The organism is Pseudochelatococcus sp. G4_1912, assembly GCF_047501465.1.
GTDB lineage: Bacteria > Pseudomonadota > Alphaproteobacteria > Rhizobiales > Beijerinckiaceae > Pseudochelatococcus.
In genome coordinates, this window is sequence record NZ_JAZDRL010000002.1 from 1,274,483 (window position 1) to 1,295,427 (window position 20,945).

14 protein-coding genes are annotated in these 20,945 nt (G+C 49.4%); 12 read left to right on the plus strand and 2 right to left on the minus strand.

Annotated features, from left to right (window positions below; all coding sequences use genetic code 11):
* The first annotated feature begins 9 nt into the window (after positions 1-9).
* From nuoL to VRZ32_RS13125, 12 genes are all read left to right on the plus strand, one after another.
* Positions 10-1,983, plus strand: a complete 1,974-nt coding sequence (gene nuoL, locus VRZ32_RS13070; protein ID WP_414526151.1) for an NADH-quinone oxidoreductase subunit L — start codon at positions 10-12, stop codon at positions 1,981-1,983.
* Complete coding sequence (locus tag VRZ32_RS13075; protein WP_414526152.1) at positions 1,983-3,494, plus strand: NADH-quinone oxidoreductase subunit M; 1,512 nt, start codon at positions 1,983-1,985, stop codon at positions 3,492-3,494. Before nuoL ends, VRZ32_RS13075 begins: the two co-directional genes overlap by 1 nt.
* A 10-nt stretch (positions 3,495-3,504) precedes the next feature.
* On the plus strand, positions 3,505-4,941 hold the full coding sequence (gene nuoN / locus VRZ32_RS13080) for an NADH-quinone oxidoreductase subunit NuoN (protein ID WP_414526153.1): 1,437 nt from the start codon (positions 3,505-3,507) through the stop codon (positions 4,939-4,941).
* Complete coding sequence (locus VRZ32_RS13085; protein ID WP_414526154.1) at positions 4,941-5,744, plus strand: biotin--[acetyl-CoA-carboxylase] ligase; 804 nt, start codon at positions 4,941-4,943, stop codon at positions 5,742-5,744. Before nuoN ends, VRZ32_RS13085 begins: the two co-directional genes overlap by 1 nt.
* Positions 5,745-5,750: 6 nt before the next feature.
* A complete protein-coding gene (locus tag VRZ32_RS13090; protein WP_414526155.1) occupies positions 5,751-7,421 on the plus strand; it encodes a ribonuclease J in 1,671 nt (556 codons plus the stop codon).
* 149 nt (positions 7,422-7,570) lie between these two features.
* Complete coding sequence (locus VRZ32_RS13095) at positions 7,571-7,801, plus strand: DUF1467 family protein (RefSeq protein ID WP_414526156.1); 231 nt, start codon at positions 7,571-7,573, stop codon at positions 7,799-7,801.
* 629 nt (positions 7,802-8,430) lie between these two features.
* Positions 8,431-9,753 carry a proline--tRNA ligase gene (proS, locus tag VRZ32_RS13100; RefSeq protein WP_414526157.1) on the plus strand — a complete coding sequence of 441 codons (1,323 nt, stop codon included), beginning with the start codon at positions 8,431-8,433 and terminating at the stop codon, positions 9,751-9,753.
* Between the two features lie 82 nt (positions 9,754-9,835).
* Entirely contained in the window at positions 9,836-11,119 is a 1,284-nt protein-coding gene (locus VRZ32_RS13105; protein WP_414526217.1) for a lipoprotein-releasing ABC transporter permease subunit, read from the plus strand.
* Between the two features lie 5 nt (positions 11,120-11,124).
* Complete coding sequence (locus VRZ32_RS13110; RefSeq protein ID WP_414526158.1) at positions 11,125-11,811, plus strand: ABC transporter ATP-binding protein; 687 nt, start codon at positions 11,125-11,127, stop codon at positions 11,809-11,811.
* Between the two features lie 333 nt (positions 11,812-12,144).
* Positions 12,145-15,021 carry an inositol phosphate phosphatase SopB gene (locus VRZ32_RS13115; protein ID WP_414526159.1) on the plus strand — a complete coding sequence of 959 codons (2,877 nt, stop codon included), beginning with the start codon at positions 12,145-12,147 and terminating at the stop codon, positions 15,019-15,021.
* 1,011 nt (positions 15,022-16,032) lie between these two features.
* Positions 16,033-17,013 (plus strand): glycosyltransferase family 2 protein, encoded by a 981-nt coding sequence (locus VRZ32_RS13120; RefSeq protein ID WP_414526160.1) that lies wholly within the window; start codon positions 16,033-16,035, stop codon positions 17,011-17,013.
* Between the two features lie 16 nt (positions 17,014-17,029).
* Positions 17,030-17,428: a GtrA family protein gene (locus tag VRZ32_RS13125; RefSeq protein ID WP_414526161.1), complete on the plus strand. Its 399-nt coding sequence runs from the start codon at positions 17,030-17,032 to the stop codon at positions 17,426-17,428.
* A 20-nt stretch (positions 17,429-17,448) separates the two neighbouring features.
* Here the strand turns inward: VRZ32_RS13125 and mdoH are convergent, their stop codons facing one another.
* A complete protein-coding gene (gene mdoH, locus VRZ32_RS13130; protein WP_414526162.1) occupies positions 17,449-19,632 on the minus strand; it encodes a glucans biosynthesis glucosyltransferase MdoH in 2,184 nt (727 codons plus the stop codon).
* A 6-nt stretch (positions 19,633-19,638) separates the two neighbouring features.
* Positions 19,639-20,945 (minus strand): glucan biosynthesis protein (locus VRZ32_RS13135; protein WP_414526163.1); only part of this gene is annotated, 1,307 nt, incomplete at its 5' end.

Below are 20,945 nucleotides of genomic sequence, written 5' to 3' on the forward strand. Positions count from 1 at the left end.
GCAGGCCGAATGTATCAGGCAATCGTCTTTCTGCCGCTGGTCGGCTTCCTCGTCGCGGGTCTTTTTGGCCGGCTCATTGGTGTGCGCGCCAGCGAGCTTGTCACAACGTCTCTGCTGTTTGTCTCTGCGGCGCTCTCATGGGTGGCGTTCGTTAATGTTGGCTTTGGTACGCAGACATTCCATGTGCACATCGCGCGCTGGTTGTCGTCTGGCGATCTGCAGATTGACTGGGCGTTTCGTATCGATACGCTGACAGTCGTGATGCTTGTTGTCGTCAACAGCGTTTCGGCACTCGTGCACTTATACTCGATCGGGTATATGCACGAAGATCCTGCCCGGCCTCGTTTCTTTGCCTATCTGTCGCTGTTTACGTTTGCCATGCTCATGCTGGTAACGTCTGACAACCTGGTGCAGATGTTCTTTGGTTGGGAAGGCGTGGGGCTTGCGAGTTATCTGCTGATTGGCTTCTGGTATGATAAGCCATCTGCATGCGCTGCTGCTATGAAGGCGTTTATTGTCAATCGCGTTGGCGACTTCGGCTTTATGCTTGGTCTGCTGCTGCTCTTTGTTCTTTTTGGGTCGCTTGGTTTTGAAACAATTTTTGCCAAAACGGCAGACTTGAAAGATGCAACGTTCCACTTTCTTGGCTATGACTGGCATGCACTAACGCTTGCATCCTTGCTGCTATTTGTTGGCGCCATGGGTAAATCAGCACAGTTCCTGCTGCATACCTGGCTGCCGGACGCGATGGAAGGGCCAACTCCTGTTTCTGCACTTATCCATGCCGCAACCATGGTCACGGCTGGTGTATTCATGGTGGCGCGTATGTCACCTGTGTTCGAATATGCGCCAGCCGCTTCATCCGTCGTTATTGTTATCGGCGCGGTAACGGCATTCTTCGCAGCAACAGTTGGCCTCGTTCAAAATGATATCAAGCGCGTGATTGCTTACTCAACCTGCTCGCAGCTTGGTTACATGTTTGTTGCATTGGGAGTTGGTGCTTATAGCGCGGGCGTGTTCCATCTATTCACGCATGCATTCTTCAAGGCACTTCTGTTCCTTGGCGCAGGCTCTGTCATTCATGCAATGCACCACGAGCAGGACATGCGTCGTATGGGAGGATTGCGCAAGTACATCCCCTTTACAGCTCTGGCCATGACAATTGGCACGTTGGCACTAACGGGGTTCCCATATACTGCCGGATACTTCTCGAAGGATGCGATCATTGAGTCCGCCTATGTTTCACATGCACCAGGCGCAAACTTCGCTTTCCTTTCGACAGTCGTGGCTGCCTTGATGACGTCTTTCTATTCATGGCGTTTGTATTTCATGACCTTCGAGGGCAAGCCACGTTGGGGGCATGATGCTCATGCACACGATGATCACCATGGTCATGACGATCAAGCTCATGATCACATGCCGCATGAAAGTCCATGGGTCATGCGTCTGCCCCTGCTAGTTTTATCGATCGGTGCGCTTGGAGCTGGTGCCTTGTTCGCGAATGCATTCATCGGAAGCGGCTACGAAGCATTCTGGAAGGGGGCAATCTTTACGAGCGCGGATAACCACATTCTGCATGAAATTCATGAAGTGCCATCGTGGGTTAAATTCTCGCCATTCGTGATGATGGTCATTGGTTTCCTGGTCGCGCTGTGGTTCTACGTGCTCGATCCGAAGAAGCCGCACCAGCTGGCATCCGCCAATCCTCTGCTTTATCGGTTCCTGCTCAATAAATGGTACATCGACGAGCTCTATGACTTCCTGTTCGTTCGCCCGGCAAAATGGCTTGGCAACTTTTTCTGGAAGCAGGGTGATGGCTGGTTGATCGATGGGCACGGCCCTGATGGTATATCGGCGCGTGTTCTTGATGTAACCGGGCGTGTTGTCAAACTGCAGACGGGTTATGTCTATCACTATGCTTTCGCAATGCTTGTTGGCGTTGTGGCCTTTGTTACCTGGTACATTTTCGGGGGCGCGATCTGATGTTTGGTCTTGGCATCCTATCTAGCCTGCTGCTATTGCCACTAATTGGTAGTGCGATCATTCTGACTTTACGTGGCGATGATGCTGCGGTGCAGTCGAATGCACGCTCTATTGCGCTCGCTACCACGATCATTACGTTTATCGTATCGCTTGTGGCTTGGGGGCAGTTTGATGCAACGGATCCGGCGTTTCAGCTGGTTGAAACACATCCATGGCTATCAGAAACGATGGCGTTTAAGTTGGGCGTTGACGGGTTTTCTTTCCCGCTCGTGCTACTGACAACATTCCTAATGCCGTTCTGCATTCTTGCATCGTGGAAATCTATAAACACGCGGGTGCGCGCTTATTATGTAGCATTTCTGGTGCTTGAAACGACGCTACTTGGCGTGTTTGTTGCGCTTGATCTCGTGCTGTTTTACGTGCTCTTTGAGGCAGGCCTCATTCCGATGTTCCTCATCATCGGCATTTGGGGTGGCAAGCGACGCATTTATGCGAGCTTCAAATTCTTCCTCTATACCCTGCTTGGCTCGCTGCTCATGTTCCTTGCCATCTTGGCGATGTATTGGCAGGCAGGCACGTCTGATATTCCAACGCTACTGCAGTTCAAGTTTGACTCATCATTGCAGACGTGGCTTTGGCTCGCATTCTTTGCCTCATTCGCGGTAAAGATGCCTATGTGGCCAGTCCATACGTGGTTGCCAGATGCGCACGTGGAAGCGCCAACAGCGGGATCTGTGATCCTGGCGGGTATTATGCTGAAAATGGGCGGATATGGATTTATCCGCTTTTCAATACCGATGTTCCCTGAGGCCTCTCTTTACTTCCAGCCTTTGGTGTTCGCATTATCAGTTGTTGCGATCATCTATACATCGCTAGTGGCGCTCGCGCAGCAGGACATTAAGAAGCTGATTGCCTACTCATCTGTTGCGCATATGGGCTTTGTAACCATGGGTCTGTTCACGCTGACAGAGCAGGGCATTCAGGGTGCCATGTTCCAGATGATCTCGCATGGCCTTGTGTCTGGCGCACTGTTCTTCGCAGTGGGCATTATCTACGATCGCACGCATACACGGGAAATATCAGCCTATGGTGGCCTCGTGCACCGGATGCCGCACTATGCTGTTGCGTTCATGATTTTCACTATGGCTAACGTGGGCTTGCCTGGTACTTCAGGCTTTGTTGGCGAGTTCATGACATTGATTGGCGCATTCCAGGCTAATCCATGGGTAGCGTTCTTCGCTGCAACGGGCCTTATCTTATCAGCTCCTTATGCGTTATGGCTGTACCGCCGGGTGATTTTCGGACCGCTTGATAAGGAAAACCTCAAGTCGATCCTCGACCTCGACAGGCGTGAAATCATCGCTGTTGTTCCGCTGATCCTCCTGATCATTTGGTACGGCATTCAGCCTGATGACATTTTGAACGTTTTTGCTCCGGCAACGGAGCATCTTCTGAGATCCACCGAAGCAGCGCTAACGGTCATAAAGACCGCCGCGATTACCGTGCAGTGAGGCCTCCGCAATGACACCCGTTACCTTGCCTGCGCTTGGCGTCGTTCTGCCGGAACTGTTGCTTGCTGTTGGTTCTCTTGCCCTGCTGCTGATCGGTTCGATCAGGGGAGAGCGTTCAAGTGGTCTTGTAAACGTACTAGCCATGCTACTGCTGGTCGCAGCAGGCATTGCGGTTGTTTATCAACCTGCTGAAAAGGTGATTGCGCTTAATAACGCCTTCATCCTTGATGGCTTTGCCAGGTTCTGGAAATTACTCGCACTCATCGGATCGGCTGTAGCGATCGCGCTGTCGCGCGAGTTCTTTGTGCGTGGGCGTCTCGACAAGTTTGAGTTTCCGGTACTCGTGTTGCTATCAACACTTGGCATGATGCTGATGATTTCAGCAAACAGCCTACTGACGCTGTATGTTGGCCTGGAACTACAGAGCTTGGCTATCTATGTTATAGCAGCATTTGATCGTGATAATGCACGCTCAACAGAAGCTGGCCTGAAATACTTTGTGCTTGGCGCACTGTCGTCGGGCATGCTGCTCTATGGCTCATCGCTGGTTTATGGACTGACGGGTAGCGTGAACTTTGGCGATATTGCAACGGCCCTTCAAGATGGTCACGGCATTGTCTTCATTTTCGGACTGGTGTTCATCGTTGCAGGACTTGCATTCAAGATCTCTGCCGTCCCCTTCCATATGTGGACGCCAGATGTTTACGAAGGCGCGCCCACACCGGTGACAGCATTTTTGGCTGCAGCGCCCAAAATGGCAGCAATGGCGCTTACAGTACGTGTGTTGATGGGCGTGTTCCCGGCCATTGTTGATGAGTGGCGGCAGATTATTGTGTTCGTGGCTTTGGCTTCAATGGTGCTAGGCTCCTTTGCCGCCATTGGTCAGCGCAGCATCAAGCGTCTGATGGCTTACTCGTCAATTGGTCACATGGGGTATGCGCTCGTCGGACTTGCAGCTGGAACTGAGCAAGGCATAGAGGCCGTGCTGATCTATATGGCAATCTATCTTGCCACAACGTTGGGGGTTTTTGCAGGCATCCTCGCGCTACGTAATGGCAACGTTTATGTTGATCGAATTGAGGATCTGGCAGGTTTGTCGCGCACGCATCCAGCCCTTGCATTCTTATTTGCCATGATGTTTTTCTCTCTCGCTGGTATTCCACCATGGGCAGGATTTTTTGGTAAGCTCTATGTTTTTAGCGCTGCCATTGAAGCTGGGCTTTATACACTGGCGATTATCGGAGTTCTGGCGAGTGTTGTTGGTGCATATTACTACTTGCGTATTGTCAAGATCATCTACTTCGATGAGTCAAAGGTTACTTATGAGCCGATGACACCTGTACTCAAGGTTGTTTTGGGTGCATCGAGCATTGTTGTGTTGTTGTTCTGGATTCTACCAGCACCTTTGGTTGGTGCAGCATCGGTTGCAGCGAAGTCACTCTTCTGATGTCATCGCGTTCCGAATTTGCCTTATTGCCTGAGATAAAGGCCGCCGGTTATCAACTGGCGGCTTTTGATACGTTGAATGGCTCAACAAATACGGAAGCTATTGAACGTGCACGCGCCGGAGATACCCGTCCGTTGTGGGTCGTCACGGACCATCAACTTGGTGGACGGGGTCGGCGTAACCGCGCCTGGGTTGCTCCTCGCGGTAACCTCGCCGCTAGCCTCATGATTGTGACTGATGTCTCAGTAGCCGCTGCAGCAACGCTTGGATTTGTTGCTGGTGTTTCGCTTGAGCGCGCAATTGCAAGAGTTGCGCCTTATCTGCGCCACAGGATTAGTCTGAAGTGGCCAAATGATGTTTTGGCAGACGATGCTAAGCTCGCAGGCATTTTGTTGGAAAGTGAAACACTGGATGCACAGCGCCGCATCTTGGTGATTGGCATCGGTGTTAATGTGATAGCTGCACCAGAAGGTTTGCCTTACCCGGCTGCATCGCTGATGTCGCTTGGTGCGAATGTAGATGCACATACTCTGTTTTCAGCGCTTGCTGCTGAATGGCATACATGTGTCACGTTATGGAATGAAGGCTGTGGATTTGCCGCCATCCGCGATCTTTGGCTTGAGCGTGCAGCAGGATTAGGCGCCCCCATCAGCGTGCAAATGCCCGATGGTGTTGTGGGTGGTATTTTTGAAACGATAGACGATAAAGGTCGTCTGATAATGCAGCGTGCGGATGGATATAAAGTGGCAGTTGCCGCAGGGGAGGTCCATTTTGGCACAGTCGCAACGGTACGGAAGGATTGATAGCGTATGGCCCGTGGCACGGACGAACTGGTTTTTGTGGCCCTCGGAGGCCTTGGCGAGATAGGTATGAATCTCGGCCTTTATGGCTTTGGCCCCGAAGATCGGCGCAAATGGGTCATGGTTGACTGCGGCATTAGCTTCGCCGGAGAAGAAGCACCGGGCGTTGATATCGTTTTACCTGATATTCGCTTTATTGCTGAAGAGCGCCGCAACCTTCTAGGTATCGTCATTACGCATGCTCATGAAGATCACATTGGCGCGCTCGCAAAGCTTTGGCCGCATTTGCAGGTGCCAGTTTATTGCACGCCATTCGCAGCTGGGTTATTGGAAACCCGCCGACTTTCAGAGCCAGGTGCGCCTAAAATTCCGTTGAAAGTCATTCAACAGAGCACGCGGCTGTCGTTATCACCATTTGAGATTGAGTTCATTCCTGTCGCACACTCTATTCCTGAAGCTTGCGCGTTAGCTATCCGTACGCCTCTAGGCACGGTGCTGCATACCGGGGACTGGAAGATTGATCCGACGCCCTTCGTGGGAAGACCAACTGACGGCGTACGACTGAAGGAAATCGGTGACGAGGGCGTTCTCGCCATGGTTGGCGATTCCACGAACGCGCTACGCGACGGCATCAGCCCGAGCGAGACAGAAGTTGCTAATTCATTAGCAGAGCTTATTGCCAACGCACCTTATCGCGTGGCTGTGACAACGTTTGCTTCTAACGTCGCGCGTGTGCGTGCTGTGGCTGAAGCCGCGAAAAAGGCAGGCCGTGAATTGGTTGTCGTCGGTCGTGCTATGGACCGCGTGATTAGTGTTGCCGGTGAGCTTGGTTATCTTGATGATTTGCCGCAGATTCTCTCGTCAGAAGTATATGAACAGTTGCCCCGCGATAAGGTTGTGGCGTTGTTGACCGGATCACAAGGCGAACAGCGTGCAGCAATGGCACGCGTCGCGGCAGATACGCATCCCGATATTTCCCTCAGCCCTGGGGATCGCGTGATTTTTTCATCACGTGCGATTCCAGGTAATGAAAAACCCATTGGCAACATCATCAATAATCTGATCCGCCGGGGTGTTGAAGTGATTACGGATCGTGATGCTCTGGTGCATGTTTCGGGCCATCCGCGTCGTGGCGAACTTGAGCAGATGTATGGCTGGGTACGTCCCCAGATTGTATTACCAGTACATGGCGAACCGCTTCATCTTTCTGCACATCGTGATTTTGCACGTAAGCAGGGCGTTAAGACGATACTAAAGGCGGAAGATGGCGAGATGGTGCGCTTCGCCCCCGGCGATGCCACGGTTATTGATGAAGTTCCGGTCGGGCGCATGTATCAGGATGGTGACCTGCTGATCAGCGCTGCTGAGCGGACCATTCCAGAGCGCCGGAAGCTTGCATTTGCGGGCGTAGTATCTGTCGGGATTGCATTGTCTGATAAAGGTGATCTAGCGGGCGACCTCTCGATCGGCACAACGGGCCTGCCTTCCATGACGATCGATGGTGATGAGTTTGAGGAAGTTATCGGCGAAACGGTGATTGACTTGCTGGCATCTCTCCCCAAAGCACGTAAGCGTGATCCGGATGCAGTGGTTAACGCAGTTGAGCGAGCTGTTCGGGCGGAAGTGCAACGCAAATGGGGCAAAAAACCCATTTGTCATGTGCACGTTATCACCATCTAAGATGCTGCTGATTATGCCAAGGCCAAATATGATAGGTAAAATTATATTTGGCTAAAGCTATTTTCGGAAATCTAACCTGAAAAGGCTTAATTGGGTTCTGATAAATTCGAGATTTAGCGCCTGGCAATATCTGATATGTGAGTGATTTTATGGACAGTATCGTGGGCATGCTTGCCCTTTATTTTATCATCTGGTGGATAACCCTCTTTGCAGTGCTGCCACTTGGTATACGTGGTCAATGGGAGGGGGAAGTCGTACCTGGCACCGAACCAGGTGCGCCTCAACGACCTGGGTTGCGGCGTAAGATTCTGATTACATCAGCTATTTCTGTAGTAATTTTTATTGTTGTGATGATCATTATCAACACAGTAACATTGTAATACCTGAATAAGAGGGGTGTACATTACTTCAAACAAAAATAAATATACACTTATCTCTATAGAAAAATGCTTGAAAAACATATGTAAAAATAAAAAAGCAAGGCCGAAGCCTTGCTTTTAAAGTATCAGCCAAATTCTCAATCTGTCACAACGCCTATGGCAGCCTTGTTTTGCTGCATTAAACCGCGCGTAACGGATTTCCTCCCGAGACTTGGACCGCTGCATCATACCTTCGTTACCGATAGGCTGACCGCTAGCCGCTGAGACTCATACGATATTCGTTAATGGTTGTCATCTCTTTGTAGTGGCTGTGGGCAACCTGATCAAAAACCACCCTAGCAATGAAGTATCAGAATCTCTCTCTTAATGTGGTTACAAAAAGAAGAGATGATTGATAGAATGTTTATGCAAATATCATTTCATAGAACGAACCTTATCTGATTCCGCTTGGTATCCGCCCTTCACATCATGTACCTGAGATGCCGAGCGCAGCTTTTGCGTCAGAATGGACTCTGTTCACGTTCTCATACGAAGAATGATGGAAAGCTGTGTGCAGAACATGTGATAGATGGTATTCACCAGCAAAGAGATATATCTAATTCCATCTGTCACATTACGTTAGGGTTACCATGCGCCTCAGCCGCTATTTCCTTCCCAACCTTCGCGAAACTCCTAAGGAAGCGGAGATTGCCTCCCACCGTCTAATGTTGCGCGCGGGACTCATCCGGCAACAATCGGCAGGCATCTACTCTTGGCTGCCGCTCGGTCTGCGGGTGCTCAACAAGATCACCAACATCATTCGCGAAGAGCAGGTGAGGGCCGGCGCACAGGAAATCCTCATGCCGACCATCCAATCGGCTGATCTGTGGCGTGAATCCGGACGTTATGAAGCTTACGGAAAAGAGATGCTACGCATCCGGGATCGTCATGATCGTGAGATGCTATATGGTCCCACCAATGAAGAGATGGTGACCGATATCGTGCGCTCTTACGTGCGCTCTTATAAAGATTTACCGCTCAATCTATACCATATTCAGTGGAAGTTCCGCGATGAAATCCGGCCGCGTTTCGGCACGATGCGCTCACGCGAATTCCTGATGAAAGACGCCTATTCATTCGATATCGATGCGGATAGCGCGCGCCATTCATATAACCAGATGTTCGCAGCATACCTGCGCACCTTTTCCCGGCTTGGCCTTAAAGCCATTCCGATGCAAGCGGATACGGGTCCAATTGGCGGCGATCTCAGCCACGAATTCATTATTCTCGCATCAACAGGCGAGAGTGAGGTTTTCTGCCATAAAGATTTTCTCGAATTCACCGTTCCTGCAGCAGATACTGATTTCGAGGACCGTAAAGGTTTGCAGGCGATTTTCGACCGCTGGACATCTCTTTATGCAGCAACGTCTGAGAAACATGATTCTGCAGCTTTTGAGGCTATTGCGCCAGAAAAGCGGGTGTCGGCTCGCGGTATCGAAGTTGGCCATATCTTTTATTTCGGCACAAAATATTCCGAGCCTTTCAAGGCCTCAGTCACCGGGCCGGATGGGCAAGAGCACACTCTGCACATGGGTTCTTATGGAATTGGTCCTTCGCGTCTCGTCGCGGCCATTATTGAAGCAAGCCATGATGATGCCGGTATCGTATGGCCTGATGCAATCGCGCCATTCCATGTCAGCTTGCTGAACCTCAAAGTTGGCGATACGGCAACCGATGCGGCGGCGCACAAACTGGAGGCAGCATTGACTGCACGCGGCTTCGACGTGCTTTACGACGACCGTGACGAGCGGCCAGGCGCCAAGTTTGCGACAGCGGATCTGATTGGTTCGCCATGGCAGGTTCTGGTGGGCCCCAAGTCGTTGGCAGAAGGTAAGGTTGAAGTTAAACGTCGCGCAACCGGCGAGCGTGAACTGTTGACGATTGAAGATGCTGTAGAGCGCATCGCCTCCTGATGAAACACGACCAAGGCCTTCATGGGCATTGGTCAAAAAGGACACATGGCTGATGGCGCGAGGCAAAACCTCCCATAATGGCATGGTCGATGCAAATCATGCAGCGACCGGCACAACGGTACCTTTTTCGGGTTTCGAATGGCTGCTTGCCTGGCGCTATTTACGCGCGCGCCGACGCGAAGGATTCATCTCGATTATCGCGGGTTTTTCTTTCGCCGGTGTCATGCTGGGTGTTGCAACGCTCATTGTCGTCATGTCAGTTATGAATGGTTTCCGCGCTGAGCTGCTGAACAAGATTATCGGCGTGAACGGCCATATCTTTATCGCACCAATTGATACGCCGCTGCGTGATTATGCTGCCTTGTCCGAACGCATCGCAGGTGCTCCTGGCATAGTACGGGCAGTACCAATGGTTGAAGGGCAGGCGCTTGCTTCATCACCCTATAATGCAGGCGGCGTTTTGGTGCGCGGCGTGCGCGAGAAGGATATCGCAGCAATTCCCTTCATCGCAGGCACCATCCGCGAGGGCGCGCTTTCCGGCTTTGATGAGAAGGGTGGTGTCGCTATCGGTCGTCGGCTGGCGGAGCAATTGAGTTTACGGGCAGGGGACTCGCTAACCATTGTATCTCCCCGTGGCGCCGCAACACCATTTGGCACCGCACCACGCATCAAGTCCTATCCAATTGTTGCGATTTTTGAGATAGGAATGTCGGAATTTGACGCATCATTCGTCTATATGCCTCTTGAAGAAGCGCAAAATTACTTCAATAGAGATGGCGATGTAAGTGTCATTGAAGTTTATATCAGGGATGCCGATAAGGTTGATGCAGCACGCACGGCGATCGATCAGGTAGCTGAGCGCCAGATTATGATGACCGATTGGCGCCAGCGTAATCGCACTTTCTTTTCTGCACTGGAAGTGGAGCGCAATGTGATGTTCCTCATTCTGTCGCTGATCGTACTCGTTGCTGCGCTTAATATCATTTCTGGCCTGATAATGTTGGTGAAAGACAAGAGCGCTGACATTGCCATCTTGCGCACGATAGGGGCCACACGCGGCACTATCATGCGTGTTTTTCTGGTTACAGGGGCCTCTATAGGCATTGCAGGCACATTAGCGGGCTTTTTGCTTGGGCTATTGATCACACTGAATGTGGAATCGATCCGCGCTTTTCTATCATCGCTGAGCAGTACAGAGCTTTTCTCGGCAGAAATTTATTTTCTGAGCCGCCTCCCAGCAGTTATTGAACCCGGTGAGGTCGCCACCGTCGTCATTACTGCCATGTTGCTGTCGCTTGCAGCAACTCTATATCCGAGCTGGCGGGCAGCCCGACTCGATCCTGTTGAAGCTTTGCGTTACGGATGACCTTTATGAACACGCCTACACCCGCCTTGTTCTTGTCTCAGGTCGAGCGTCGTTATCGTCAAGGACAAGGTACGTTGGAAATTCTGCGTGGTGTCGATATGGCCGTGTGGCCTGGCGAAATTGTTGCACTGGTGGCGCCGTCTGGCTCTGGTAAGTCCACGTTATTGCACTGCGCAGGTCTTCTGGAGCGTCCCGACGCCGGCGAAGTGTATATTGGTCCCCAGCCAACCATGGATATGGATGATGCGGGACGCACCCGTTTGCGACGACTTGAGATTGGTTTTGTCTATCAGTTCCACCATCTCCTGCCAGAGTTTTCCGCAATGGAGAACGTTGCTTTACCGCAATTGATCCGAGGGCTGGATCGCAAGATGGCTTCAACACGTGCGCAGGAATTACTATCATTCCTTGGGCTGGGTGAACGGCTCAATCATCGCCCTGCAGAACTATCTGGAGGAGAGCAGCAACGCGTAGCAATTGCACGTGCTGTTGCCAACGCGCCGCGTCTTCTATTGGCGGATGAGCCAACAGGTAATCTGGATCCTAAAACTGCTGATCATGTTTTTGCCACTCTAGTCGCGCTAGTGCGAGCATCAAGGCTTGGAGCGCTTATTGCTACGCATAATATGGAGCTGGCAGCACGTATGGACCGGCGAATTACAATTAAAGACGGTTTAGTTGTCCCGCTGTAAACAGCGCATTGCTTTCATTTTATCATAATGAATATTCATATTTCATAATATATGATTTTCAAATATATTTAAGTATAATTATTACCTATTCATTCAATATATGCAGAATTAGCAATTTTATATATCACCACATATGGAATTTATACTAAATTGAAGATATTTCATTTAATGTGTGATTTCTTACGCATACATTCTGACAACGAAATTTATCATTTGTGATTATGATGATTTATGTTAAAATTTTTACAAAATGTAGAGATTCCCTCGGGATGAGGGGTTATTTTCATCTATCCTTTTGATTTTTATAAATTGTCTTATTTTGATGAGGGTTACATGGTTGAGATTCCCAGACGCTCGCAGCAACTGCTGGATGCTCCCTTCATTGGAAATAAAAATGCGAAAGAATCTAATGAATTAGATTCTTCCGAAACAACCTCTTCTACTGCGCTGACAGAGGAAGACGTATTGCTGGTCTCTGATATTTACAACCGTTGTGCAGCAAGGATAGAGAGTGCAAATCTTGGCCGAGTTGCACCACCTTCTAAGCTTGATATGACCCAAATTGTTGATCAAGTCTTAGATGAAGGTAATAAAATACCGCAGGATATCCATCGTGCATTGAATATGCTTGTTTTAGCCGCACCGCTTATCGAAATATCTCCTCTTTACCATCAGACTGCTTCATTCTTGAACGATCTTGATAAATTAGGAGAGGTCCTTGAGCGCAGTTCAGCAGCATTAAAAAACGCATCAAACTCACAGCCAGAAAGCTCAGAAGCACGTCTATATCTGTCAAATGTTTTTATAGAAGTAAAAAAAGAGATAGATAGCAGAAAAGTTTATATTCATGAAAATCATTATTCGTCAATTTTACAGTATACACCGCAATGCGCGAAAGACATTGAACCATCCATTAATAACCTTACCGAATTCAAAGAAAGAATTAATGCAACTGATCCGCTTGTTCCTAAAATAGATGCTCGAATTGCTACACTGACTCAATTGCGTGAAAGCAATCCGCTGACTGAGAAAGCTGTGTTCGGATCAAAGATCTACGCAGCTGAGGCCGCTTTACGGGTTATCGATACCGCACGTAATACTAAAACTCCTCAAAGTCGGGATTATAAAATTCTGACTGCGGCAATTGATACCTTGAAACAACGCATTGAGCAGATGCGATTGAGAAATAGCATCCAAACCCTTGATAATAATGAGATTCGCAACTTATTGGGGGGAGAAGGAAAATACAAACCAGGCAATCCTAAAGATGTGCCTGCAGATATATTGAATTCAATTGATGATTTTATAAATACTATAGAATTTTCAGATTCAAGAAGTGACAATGGTATTGTAAATAACACGTCCACTACTCGGGTTTCTCGGAGAAAAACTAACGACGCTTCTTGGCAAAACGATAGTGATTCAAGCTCGGTTAGCAGCAATGAAGCCAATGAGAACGAACCTCTTCTCTCTGTACTTCGCGCGCCTACTTTTGCATTGCCCTTATCTCATGATAAAATTAGAGAAGAGGGCATCATGGCGGCTTTTACCGAAAAGGTATTTTTGGCTGCTAATATTATAAAGCCTCAGAAAAAGGGTTTCTGGGGGCGCTTGTTTGCCACAAGCAATAAAAAAATTGATAAGCTGCTGAGAGATGCGCACCTCGCGGTGCGAGATAGTAAAGACTGGAAAAACATTTCTAAGCCAATCCAGGTATTTAACGACGGTATTATGCACACAATAACAAGTGTGATCACGCCGCAATCTGGCATCATGCTGCCTTCACCTGTCGCACCAAATAGGCTTGGAAAAAACATCCAGCAGGAGCGCACGGGGGCAGCGCCAATCTTCAATAGCTTAACCGATAGCGCACGAGAGAATATTCACGCCTTTCCAGATCTCATAGATACAGAAGGGCGCCAGAATGGTGTGAATAGCCACCGGTCGATGGCCTATCGCCATGCTCCTCATTTGGCAAACACTGTCCTAAAGGCTGAAGATGGCTCAGTGCTGTTTAGTGCCACACGCCACGCAACGCTATCTGCTTACGGTATCTCTTCTGATGCATTAGAAAACATGTCATCGCCCGAACTTGAGGCTATGGTTCAGGATTTACTGCATGAGGATCATTGGATCATTGATGATCAGTCTACCTTAAGTGTTACAAGTACTGCTCTTCGCATTAAAACAGATAAGCATTACCGTAAGGAATGTGTGGCTTTGATGCGGGAAGCTGCAGCATTTAATCGGGCCAAGGATGTTGTCCGCACAACTGTGGCAGCTAATCCGCAATTGTTCTTAGCTGCCAAGCAGGCGGCTGAAAATGGCACGTCTGTATCTATGAACATCAATCATATCAGCTTGCTAACACCTGATTATGCTCGACTTGCCTTGGCGCGTATCGGCGTAATCGGCGCAAGTGAAAATGAATATGATATGACGCAAGAGCAATATCATGCATGGGATAAAATTCGGAATAACGGACAACCAATTAAATTAATGCTTAATGATGGCGATCAGCCAATAGAAATCAGCGTCAAAGTACACATTAACGACTTCAATTTTGGCGTTAACCAGATAGGGTATGCTTTAGGCTCTGCATTCTGGTCAAAAGAGGTTCTAACACGCAATCATAATGCGATGCTGTCCATGTTTGGCGAGCGCGCGAATAATAGGTCTGCGAATATTGGCGGGCAGGTTGGTGATTGGCTTGAACAAAATCCCAGTGCAGACCCTACAAAAAAACGGCTTATAGCGACCCTTGCTGATCAGATATCAGATATCTGGCATGATAAATCATTTAAATCTGCAGGAACTGAGCCCTACAAACTTGTATCGCGTATTGCTGTTTTAACGCATATGATTGGAAACTATGCTGACTTTAATTGCAAAAGCGGCAAAGATCGCACCGGAGAGTTAGACGTAGAAGCAAAATACCTTGCTGCCCAGATGGATGCAACGGGAATAGTACCTACCCCTGACGCTGAGCGATCATTAGAAGAACGTGCCAATTTCTTCCGTATTGCGATAGAAGGGGGCAATCATGAAATGCAGCAATACTCCACCGGCATTGCAGGTTACAAGATCTTCGGATTTAAACCACTACTTGAAGCAATCAGCCTGAATTCAGAAGAAAGCGGCCATGGCTGGCAGCATAAAGGCGAAAGTATACGCTGGTTCCAGGGGCTATCACAGTCAGAAGGAAGTTAATACCTCAAAGTAACATTCTAAGTTACGTTTTAACTTAATACTCAAGCATCGCATTTTAATGCGATGCTTACTTTAATGGACATATGCTACCGCGATATTTATATTTGCTAATATTGGGAATATATTTCTTGGGATCAAACGGTAGCCATCCGCTATAATCTGGAAAATTCAAGACCATCCCATTCCCCTCAGGACGCAACAGAACACTAAGTGTAGGCATTTCCCAGTTCCATCCATATGTTCTAATGATAGGATTACTTAAATATAATCCATCAGTAGAGGATTTGATTTGGAAGCAAGTAATTTGTAAAAATTCATACCATTGTTGAACATTTACCAATTGAGATTATAACAATCATAAGTGGCATGAGAAGCGGAAAGTAAGTAATAGCCTTGTGCGCTATCCATCCTTGAAAATCATTAGGCAAACGGGAACCGTAAATAACGAAATTGAGTAAATCGTTATTGCTTCATGTATTGAGAGCGCATAAGTGTTGAGAGCGATCACAATCGGAGCTTGTGTCAGATAGGTCGCGAATATCCGATTTTCAGAAATATGCACAAAATCCTGCAATGCCAGCAATTACAGCATGTAGTTTGCATCATCTGCATAAAGTGCGCCAAAGCGCCATAAGCTTATAAGACTTATTCCCATCATCAAAACGATAACAACACCGGCATAGAAATCCGCTAATTGCCGATAATATGCATGGGAGAACAATCCCCTTAAATAGGAAAATAATGCTGTTACAATGTATGCTAATGTTTTGTAGAATGATGAATAGGCAGTAAGTATGCTGGATCCGACTTTCGGGAGATAAAATCGTCATGTGATCTGAACATCAGAGAGCTTACTTGCCATTGAGACGGGCAGGGAATGCGTTATCAAGGAATTTATGCATTTTTTCGAACCATATAATTCCATTATCTGTTTGAAGGTTGACCATACATAATGGGCGCTTGAATAAGCATCGAGCATATATTCCAGAATTTAAAAGGGCAGGACCTGACATGTTATTATCGATCGTAACGCCTTTTTATAATGAGGAAGAAGCCATTGATGCCTTTTTCAGCCGTTTGACAGGGCTACTGGCTGAGACAATGCCCACTTACGACATTGAATTTGTGTGTGTCGACGATGGCAGCAATGATGACACCTTGGCTATTCTGCAGGCGCGTGCGATTAATGATTCACGCATACAGGTGGTAGAGTTGGCGCGCAATTTTGGCAAGGAAGCCGCGTTGACTGCAGGTCTTTGGGTAGCGCGCGGAGATGCTGTCATCCCCATTGATGCGGACCTGCAAGACCCGCCTGAAATGATCCCTGAAATGGTCCGCCTTTGGGCCGAGGAAGGCTTCGATGTTGTTGAGGCAAAACGTGTAGACAGGCGCGCTGATGGTTTTATAAAACGCTTCACTGCTAAAGCTTTTTATAAATTCAATAATGCTATTGCAGCAATGCCTATTCCTGAAAATACTGGTGACTTCCGCCTTATGTCACGGCAGGTTGTTGATGTGATCAATTCATTGCCAGAGCGTCAACGCTTCATGAAGGGCATTTTTGCGTGGGTTGGTTTTAGGCGAACAAAGGTTGAGTTCGTGCGAGAACAGCGCATCGCTGGGGCAAGCAAATGGAACCAGTGGCGCTTATGGAATCTGGCGCTGGAAAGCATCACCAGTTTTAGCACCTGGCCCTTACGGGTGTGGACCTACCTCGGTGCGGGCATTGCTGGATTGGCTTTTCTCTATGGTCTTATTCTGATTATCTTCACAATGGTAGGTGGTCGTGATGTGCCAGGTTATGCCTCACTCATGTCGGCGATCCTTTTCATGGGGGGCGTTCAACTTATAGGCATTGGGATTTTAGGCGAATATCTTGGTCGCACATATCTTGAAAGCAAACAGCGACCCATCTTTATTATCAGAGGAATTTATGCCCAGAATGGCGAAAAGCCCGCTCCCTCCATCACGATAAAAGACGATATTGTTTAAAAACAAGGCATAGACCGTGGTCCACATCGTTATTGAATGGGCGTTGCGCCACCCGTTTCTACGATTTTGCCTCGTGGGGGGCGTAGCTACACTCATCCACGCAGGTGTTTTCTTTCTCACTTTATATGGCGGTGGAACACAGGTTCTGGGTAACTGCTTTGGTTATGCAATAGCCAGTGTGTGGTCTTACTACATCAATTGCCTGTGGACCTTCGCCAGCACCCTATCGTGGCAAGGATTTCTACGATTTCAGATGGCTAACTCGATAGTATTGGTGTGGGGTATTATTGCGGGACTTCTGGGACAATGGTTGTCCTTTGCCCCTATTGCTACTCTTACCCTCACCGTCATAGTAGGGCCGATATTAAATTACATCGGCCATAGCCGCATCACTTTCCGCCAATCACGCTCGTAATCTCATGAATGGCTTGCACATCAAGCAGCGGCTTGCTTGTCGCCATCTTTAATAATGCTCTCTTTTGGTAAGCGCGCTAATAAATCCAGTAAAGCGCGATCACTATAGAGCACAGCACGCTCTTTCAAGTTAAGCCACGCACGCACATCCACAAGCGATTGCGCCTCCAGTAGCTTGGCTTGTGCCAAAGCTTGATCGGCATGGAACTCACCGCGACGGCGCGAACGGCCAGGGGAAAGCATACTCTCATGCCACTCGCGCGCCTGCGCATCACTGTGTAGCACGCTAAGGCTATCGGCATCATCATAACCAAGGGCAAGATATTGCTGAGTGATTTCCTCTGCCCGCAGGGCGATAGGTGGATGGACCGTCTCCTCAGGAGTGATCAAGAGGCCCAAGCGCCGCAAAGCTAATCCGATCGCAAGGCGCCCACTTGCCCAGGAAATTGGAATAGCAAGGACAAGCCCCAGAATGGTTGGCGACATCCACGCAAACAGCGAGGTCGCAATCATGAATGCGGAGATGCCCGTAGCAATACCAAGCAGCATGTGCCAACGGTGACGACGCACAATATCTGCAAATGGGATCGATCCATCTCCACGCCGCTGCGGCTGCCAACCTGTGTCGCGTCCAACTAATATCTGGAAAACCGCACCTGATTGAATCACCATCATTATTGGCGCAAGAAGTGCGGATAGCAGCACCTCAAATAACATGGAGAAAAACAGCCGAAAGCCACCTCTTGAAGCCCTTCGCTCAGGACCATTCACCAACGTGAGCAGGAACCCTAGAAATTTGGGTGCCAACAATATCCCCATCGTTAATGCGAACAGCGCCAGAGCGCGCTCGGAATCAAACCGCGGCCACACCGGAAATAGCGAAAAGTCACGCGTGAAATACTCCGGTCGTACGTAATGAGTTTGCAAGACCAGTATAATACCCACAAGCAACTGGCTAAGCCAAAAGGGCGAAGCCAGATATGACATGATACCCGTAACGAAATGCTGACGCGTTGCCCACTTTAGACCACGCGTACCAATCACCCGGCTGTGCTGCAGATTACCTTGACACCAACGCCGATCCCGCGCGGCAACATCTATGAGTGACGGCGGACTTTCTTCATAACTGCCAGAAATCTCAGGCAGCATATAGACGGACCACCCCCCACGGCGGATCAATGCTGCCTCGACAAAATCGTGGCTCATGATATGACCGCCGAATGGTGGTTTTCCCTTGAGATCGGGCAGGCCGCAGCAATCAGCAAACGCTTTGGTGCGGATAATGGCGTTATGCCCCCAATAGTTACCATCCCGGCCCGACCACACTGACAGCCCCTTGGCAATGACAGGGCCATATATCCGGCCGGCGAATTGCTGGATGCGCGCAAAAAGTGTGTTGCCGTTGATGATCATTGGCAATGTTTGAATGATGCCAGCATCCGGATCAGCCTCCATCGCAGCAGCAAGGCGCACAATAGCCCCACCTGTCATAAGGCTGTCGGCATCAACAATCAGCATATGCTCATAATGGCCGCCCCAACGCGTTACAAAATCGGCGATATTGCCAGCTTTGCGTTGCGTGTTTTTCAAGCGACGGCGATAGTAAATGCGCGCATGAGGCCCAGCGCTCGTACGTAAAGCCAGAAAAGTGCGCTCTTCCGCGATCCAGATATCCGGATTGGTGGTGTCGGAAACGATAAAATAGTCGAAATGATCACCAAGCCCTGTTGCCTCAACCGATTCCCGGATAGCCGCTATTCCGGCAAATACACTTGAGGGCGTTTCGTTATAGATTGGCATCACAATCGCTGTACGCTCGCGCAAAACTGTGGGCAGTTCTGCTTCCTTTGGACGGCGCAAAAGCATGAGAAAGCCGACAATTGCACTGGTAAAGGCCAGCGCAATCCAGGAGAAATTCAGCGTGAATAGCCCCAGCAGCAACCACTGCAGAATAGTTGTACGGCTAACTGACACAACTTCATACATTTGCCAGGCGCCATAGGCGGTTAGCATGAACGCACCGCCAAAAATCACAATACGCGCCAGCCAAACGCCAATCTGGTTACGCGCAATGATGGGCTTGCGTTCTTGTGTTTTACGCCACTTGCGCAAGGATTGCGTTGGCATGTCGAGATGACGCTCCGGCGGAGTCGCAGGGGCCATGTCGATATGAGTGGTAGAAGCAAGTTGTTCGGACGTCATCATTGCTGCTCAAGGTGTCCAGCGGAAAAGCCAGCTTTCGCTGATCGGTTTGCCCGCTTCAATCAGAGCGAGACGCAATTCACTGCTTGTATCGTTGCCGGGGTCAAAATCAAATACAACCCGTACCATTTTGCGATCGGGATACGGCCATAGACGCGCATTGCTGATGGTCCCACGCGAAGCCGTCAGGCCCACACGTAAAGTATCAGCGATGTTCGCGCGCCCAAGATCATCGCCAGTGAATGCAATAGCGAAACGGCGCATCCGGCTATTAGGCAACACACCAATTCGAGTGCTACGCACGAGCGCAAGATTGGGGCGTTCGGGGACTGACCAGCACCAGTATAGACGCATGGCATATCGCGTCTCTGTCCCAACTGTGATTGGTTGAGCAGGCCGCCAGTAACAAATGATGTTCGGCGTGCCTTCCGTTGGCGTCGGTACCTCAATCAGCTGAACGGCACCTTCGCCCCATTCCTCTAATGGCTCCACCCACAAGCTGGGGCGAAGCTCAAACCGCTGCACATCATCCTCATATGCTGCAAAATCACGCCCGCGTTGAATAAGGCCAAAGCCTTTGGGGTTTTTGTCAAGGAAAGCGGATATCTGTAATGTCTGCGGATTATCAAATGGCCGCCAAAGCCATTCAGATTGTCCATTATGGATTTGCAGGCCACCAACATCATGCACCGCCACACGTGTATCGGGTGCAGCGCTGGGACGGATGGGGCCAAACAGGAAGTTAGCCGTTGCACCGCCAATGCCAATGTGATCAAGACGCGTGCGCGGAATAAGCGTCATTTCAACATCGGTAATGGCGGTATCGCCGGGACGCAGCGTAAAGCGCACCACACCCGCGACGCTCTCGGAATCGAGCAACGCATGGATCACCAGCGCACCCGAACCAGCCTGTGGCCGTTCAATCCAGAAGGCACGGAATAGAGGCAGCTCTTCGCCTTTCGCATCAGCTGGACGCAACATCAGTGTGTGTGCATGCACACCATAATTCTGCCCGCGAGCCTTGGCGCGAAAGAATGTCGCCCCTTGAAAGATCGCAAGCTCCGATGCAGGCTCACCCGGCGCATCCGAATAGATACGAAAACCAGAGAAATCGATTGGTATTTCAGCCTGTTCGGTTTTGGCACGGGCTGCGTTATTCTGGCCTTCAACGGTATTGCCATTCTGAGCATCATTGTTTGGCACTGTTGGCTGTGCATCGTCCTTATTCGGTTCCGCCGGCACACCTGGTGGCGTAACTGTACCAAAGTCAAACATATCACGGGCATAGCGAACGCGACTGATCGCACCATCATTAA

Excerpts from the sequence above, each read along its gene's own strand:
- nuoL (WP_414526151.1), top strand. The coding sequence starts at position 10 with ATGTATCAGGCAATCGTCTTTCTGCCGCTGGTCGGCTTCCTCGTCGCG.
- VRZ32_RS13075 (WP_414526152.1), top strand. The coding sequence starts at position 1,983 with ATGTTTGGTCTTGGCATCCTATCTAGCCTGCTGCTATTGCCACTAATT.
- nuoN (WP_414526153.1), top strand. The coding sequence starts at position 3,505 with ATGACACCCGTTACCTTGCCTGCGCTTGGCGTCGTTCTGCCGGAACTG.
- VRZ32_RS13085 (WP_414526154.1), top strand. The coding sequence starts at position 4,941 with ATGTCATCGCGTTCCGAATTTGCCTTATTGCCTGAGATAAAGGCCGCC.
- VRZ32_RS13090 (WP_414526155.1), top strand. The coding sequence starts at position 5,751 with ATGGCCCGTGGCACGGACGAACTGGTTTTTGTGGCCCTCGGAGGCCTT.
- VRZ32_RS13095 (WP_414526156.1), top strand. The coding sequence starts at position 7,571 with ATGGACAGTATCGTGGGCATGCTTGCCCTTTATTTTATCATCTGGTGG.
- proS (WP_414526157.1), top strand. The coding sequence starts at position 8,431 with ATGCGCCTCAGCCGCTATTTCCTTCCCAACCTTCGCGAAACTCCTAAG.
- VRZ32_RS13105 (WP_414526217.1), top strand. The coding sequence starts at position 9,836 with ATGGTCGATGCAAATCATGCAGCGACCGGCACAACGGTACCTTTTTCG.
- VRZ32_RS13110 (WP_414526158.1), top strand. The coding sequence starts at position 11,125 with ATGAACACGCCTACACCCGCCTTGTTCTTGTCTCAGGTCGAGCGTCGT.
- VRZ32_RS13115 (WP_414526159.1), top strand. The coding sequence starts at position 12,145 with ATGGTTGAGATTCCCAGACGCTCGCAGCAACTGCTGGATGCTCCCTTC.
- VRZ32_RS13120 (WP_414526160.1), top strand. The coding sequence starts at position 16,033 with ATGTTATTATCGATCGTAACGCCTTTTTATAATGAGGAAGAAGCCATT.
- mdoH (WP_414526162.1), bottom strand. The coding sequence starts at position 19,632 with ATGATGACGTCCGAACAACTTGCTTCTACCACTCATATCGACATGGCC.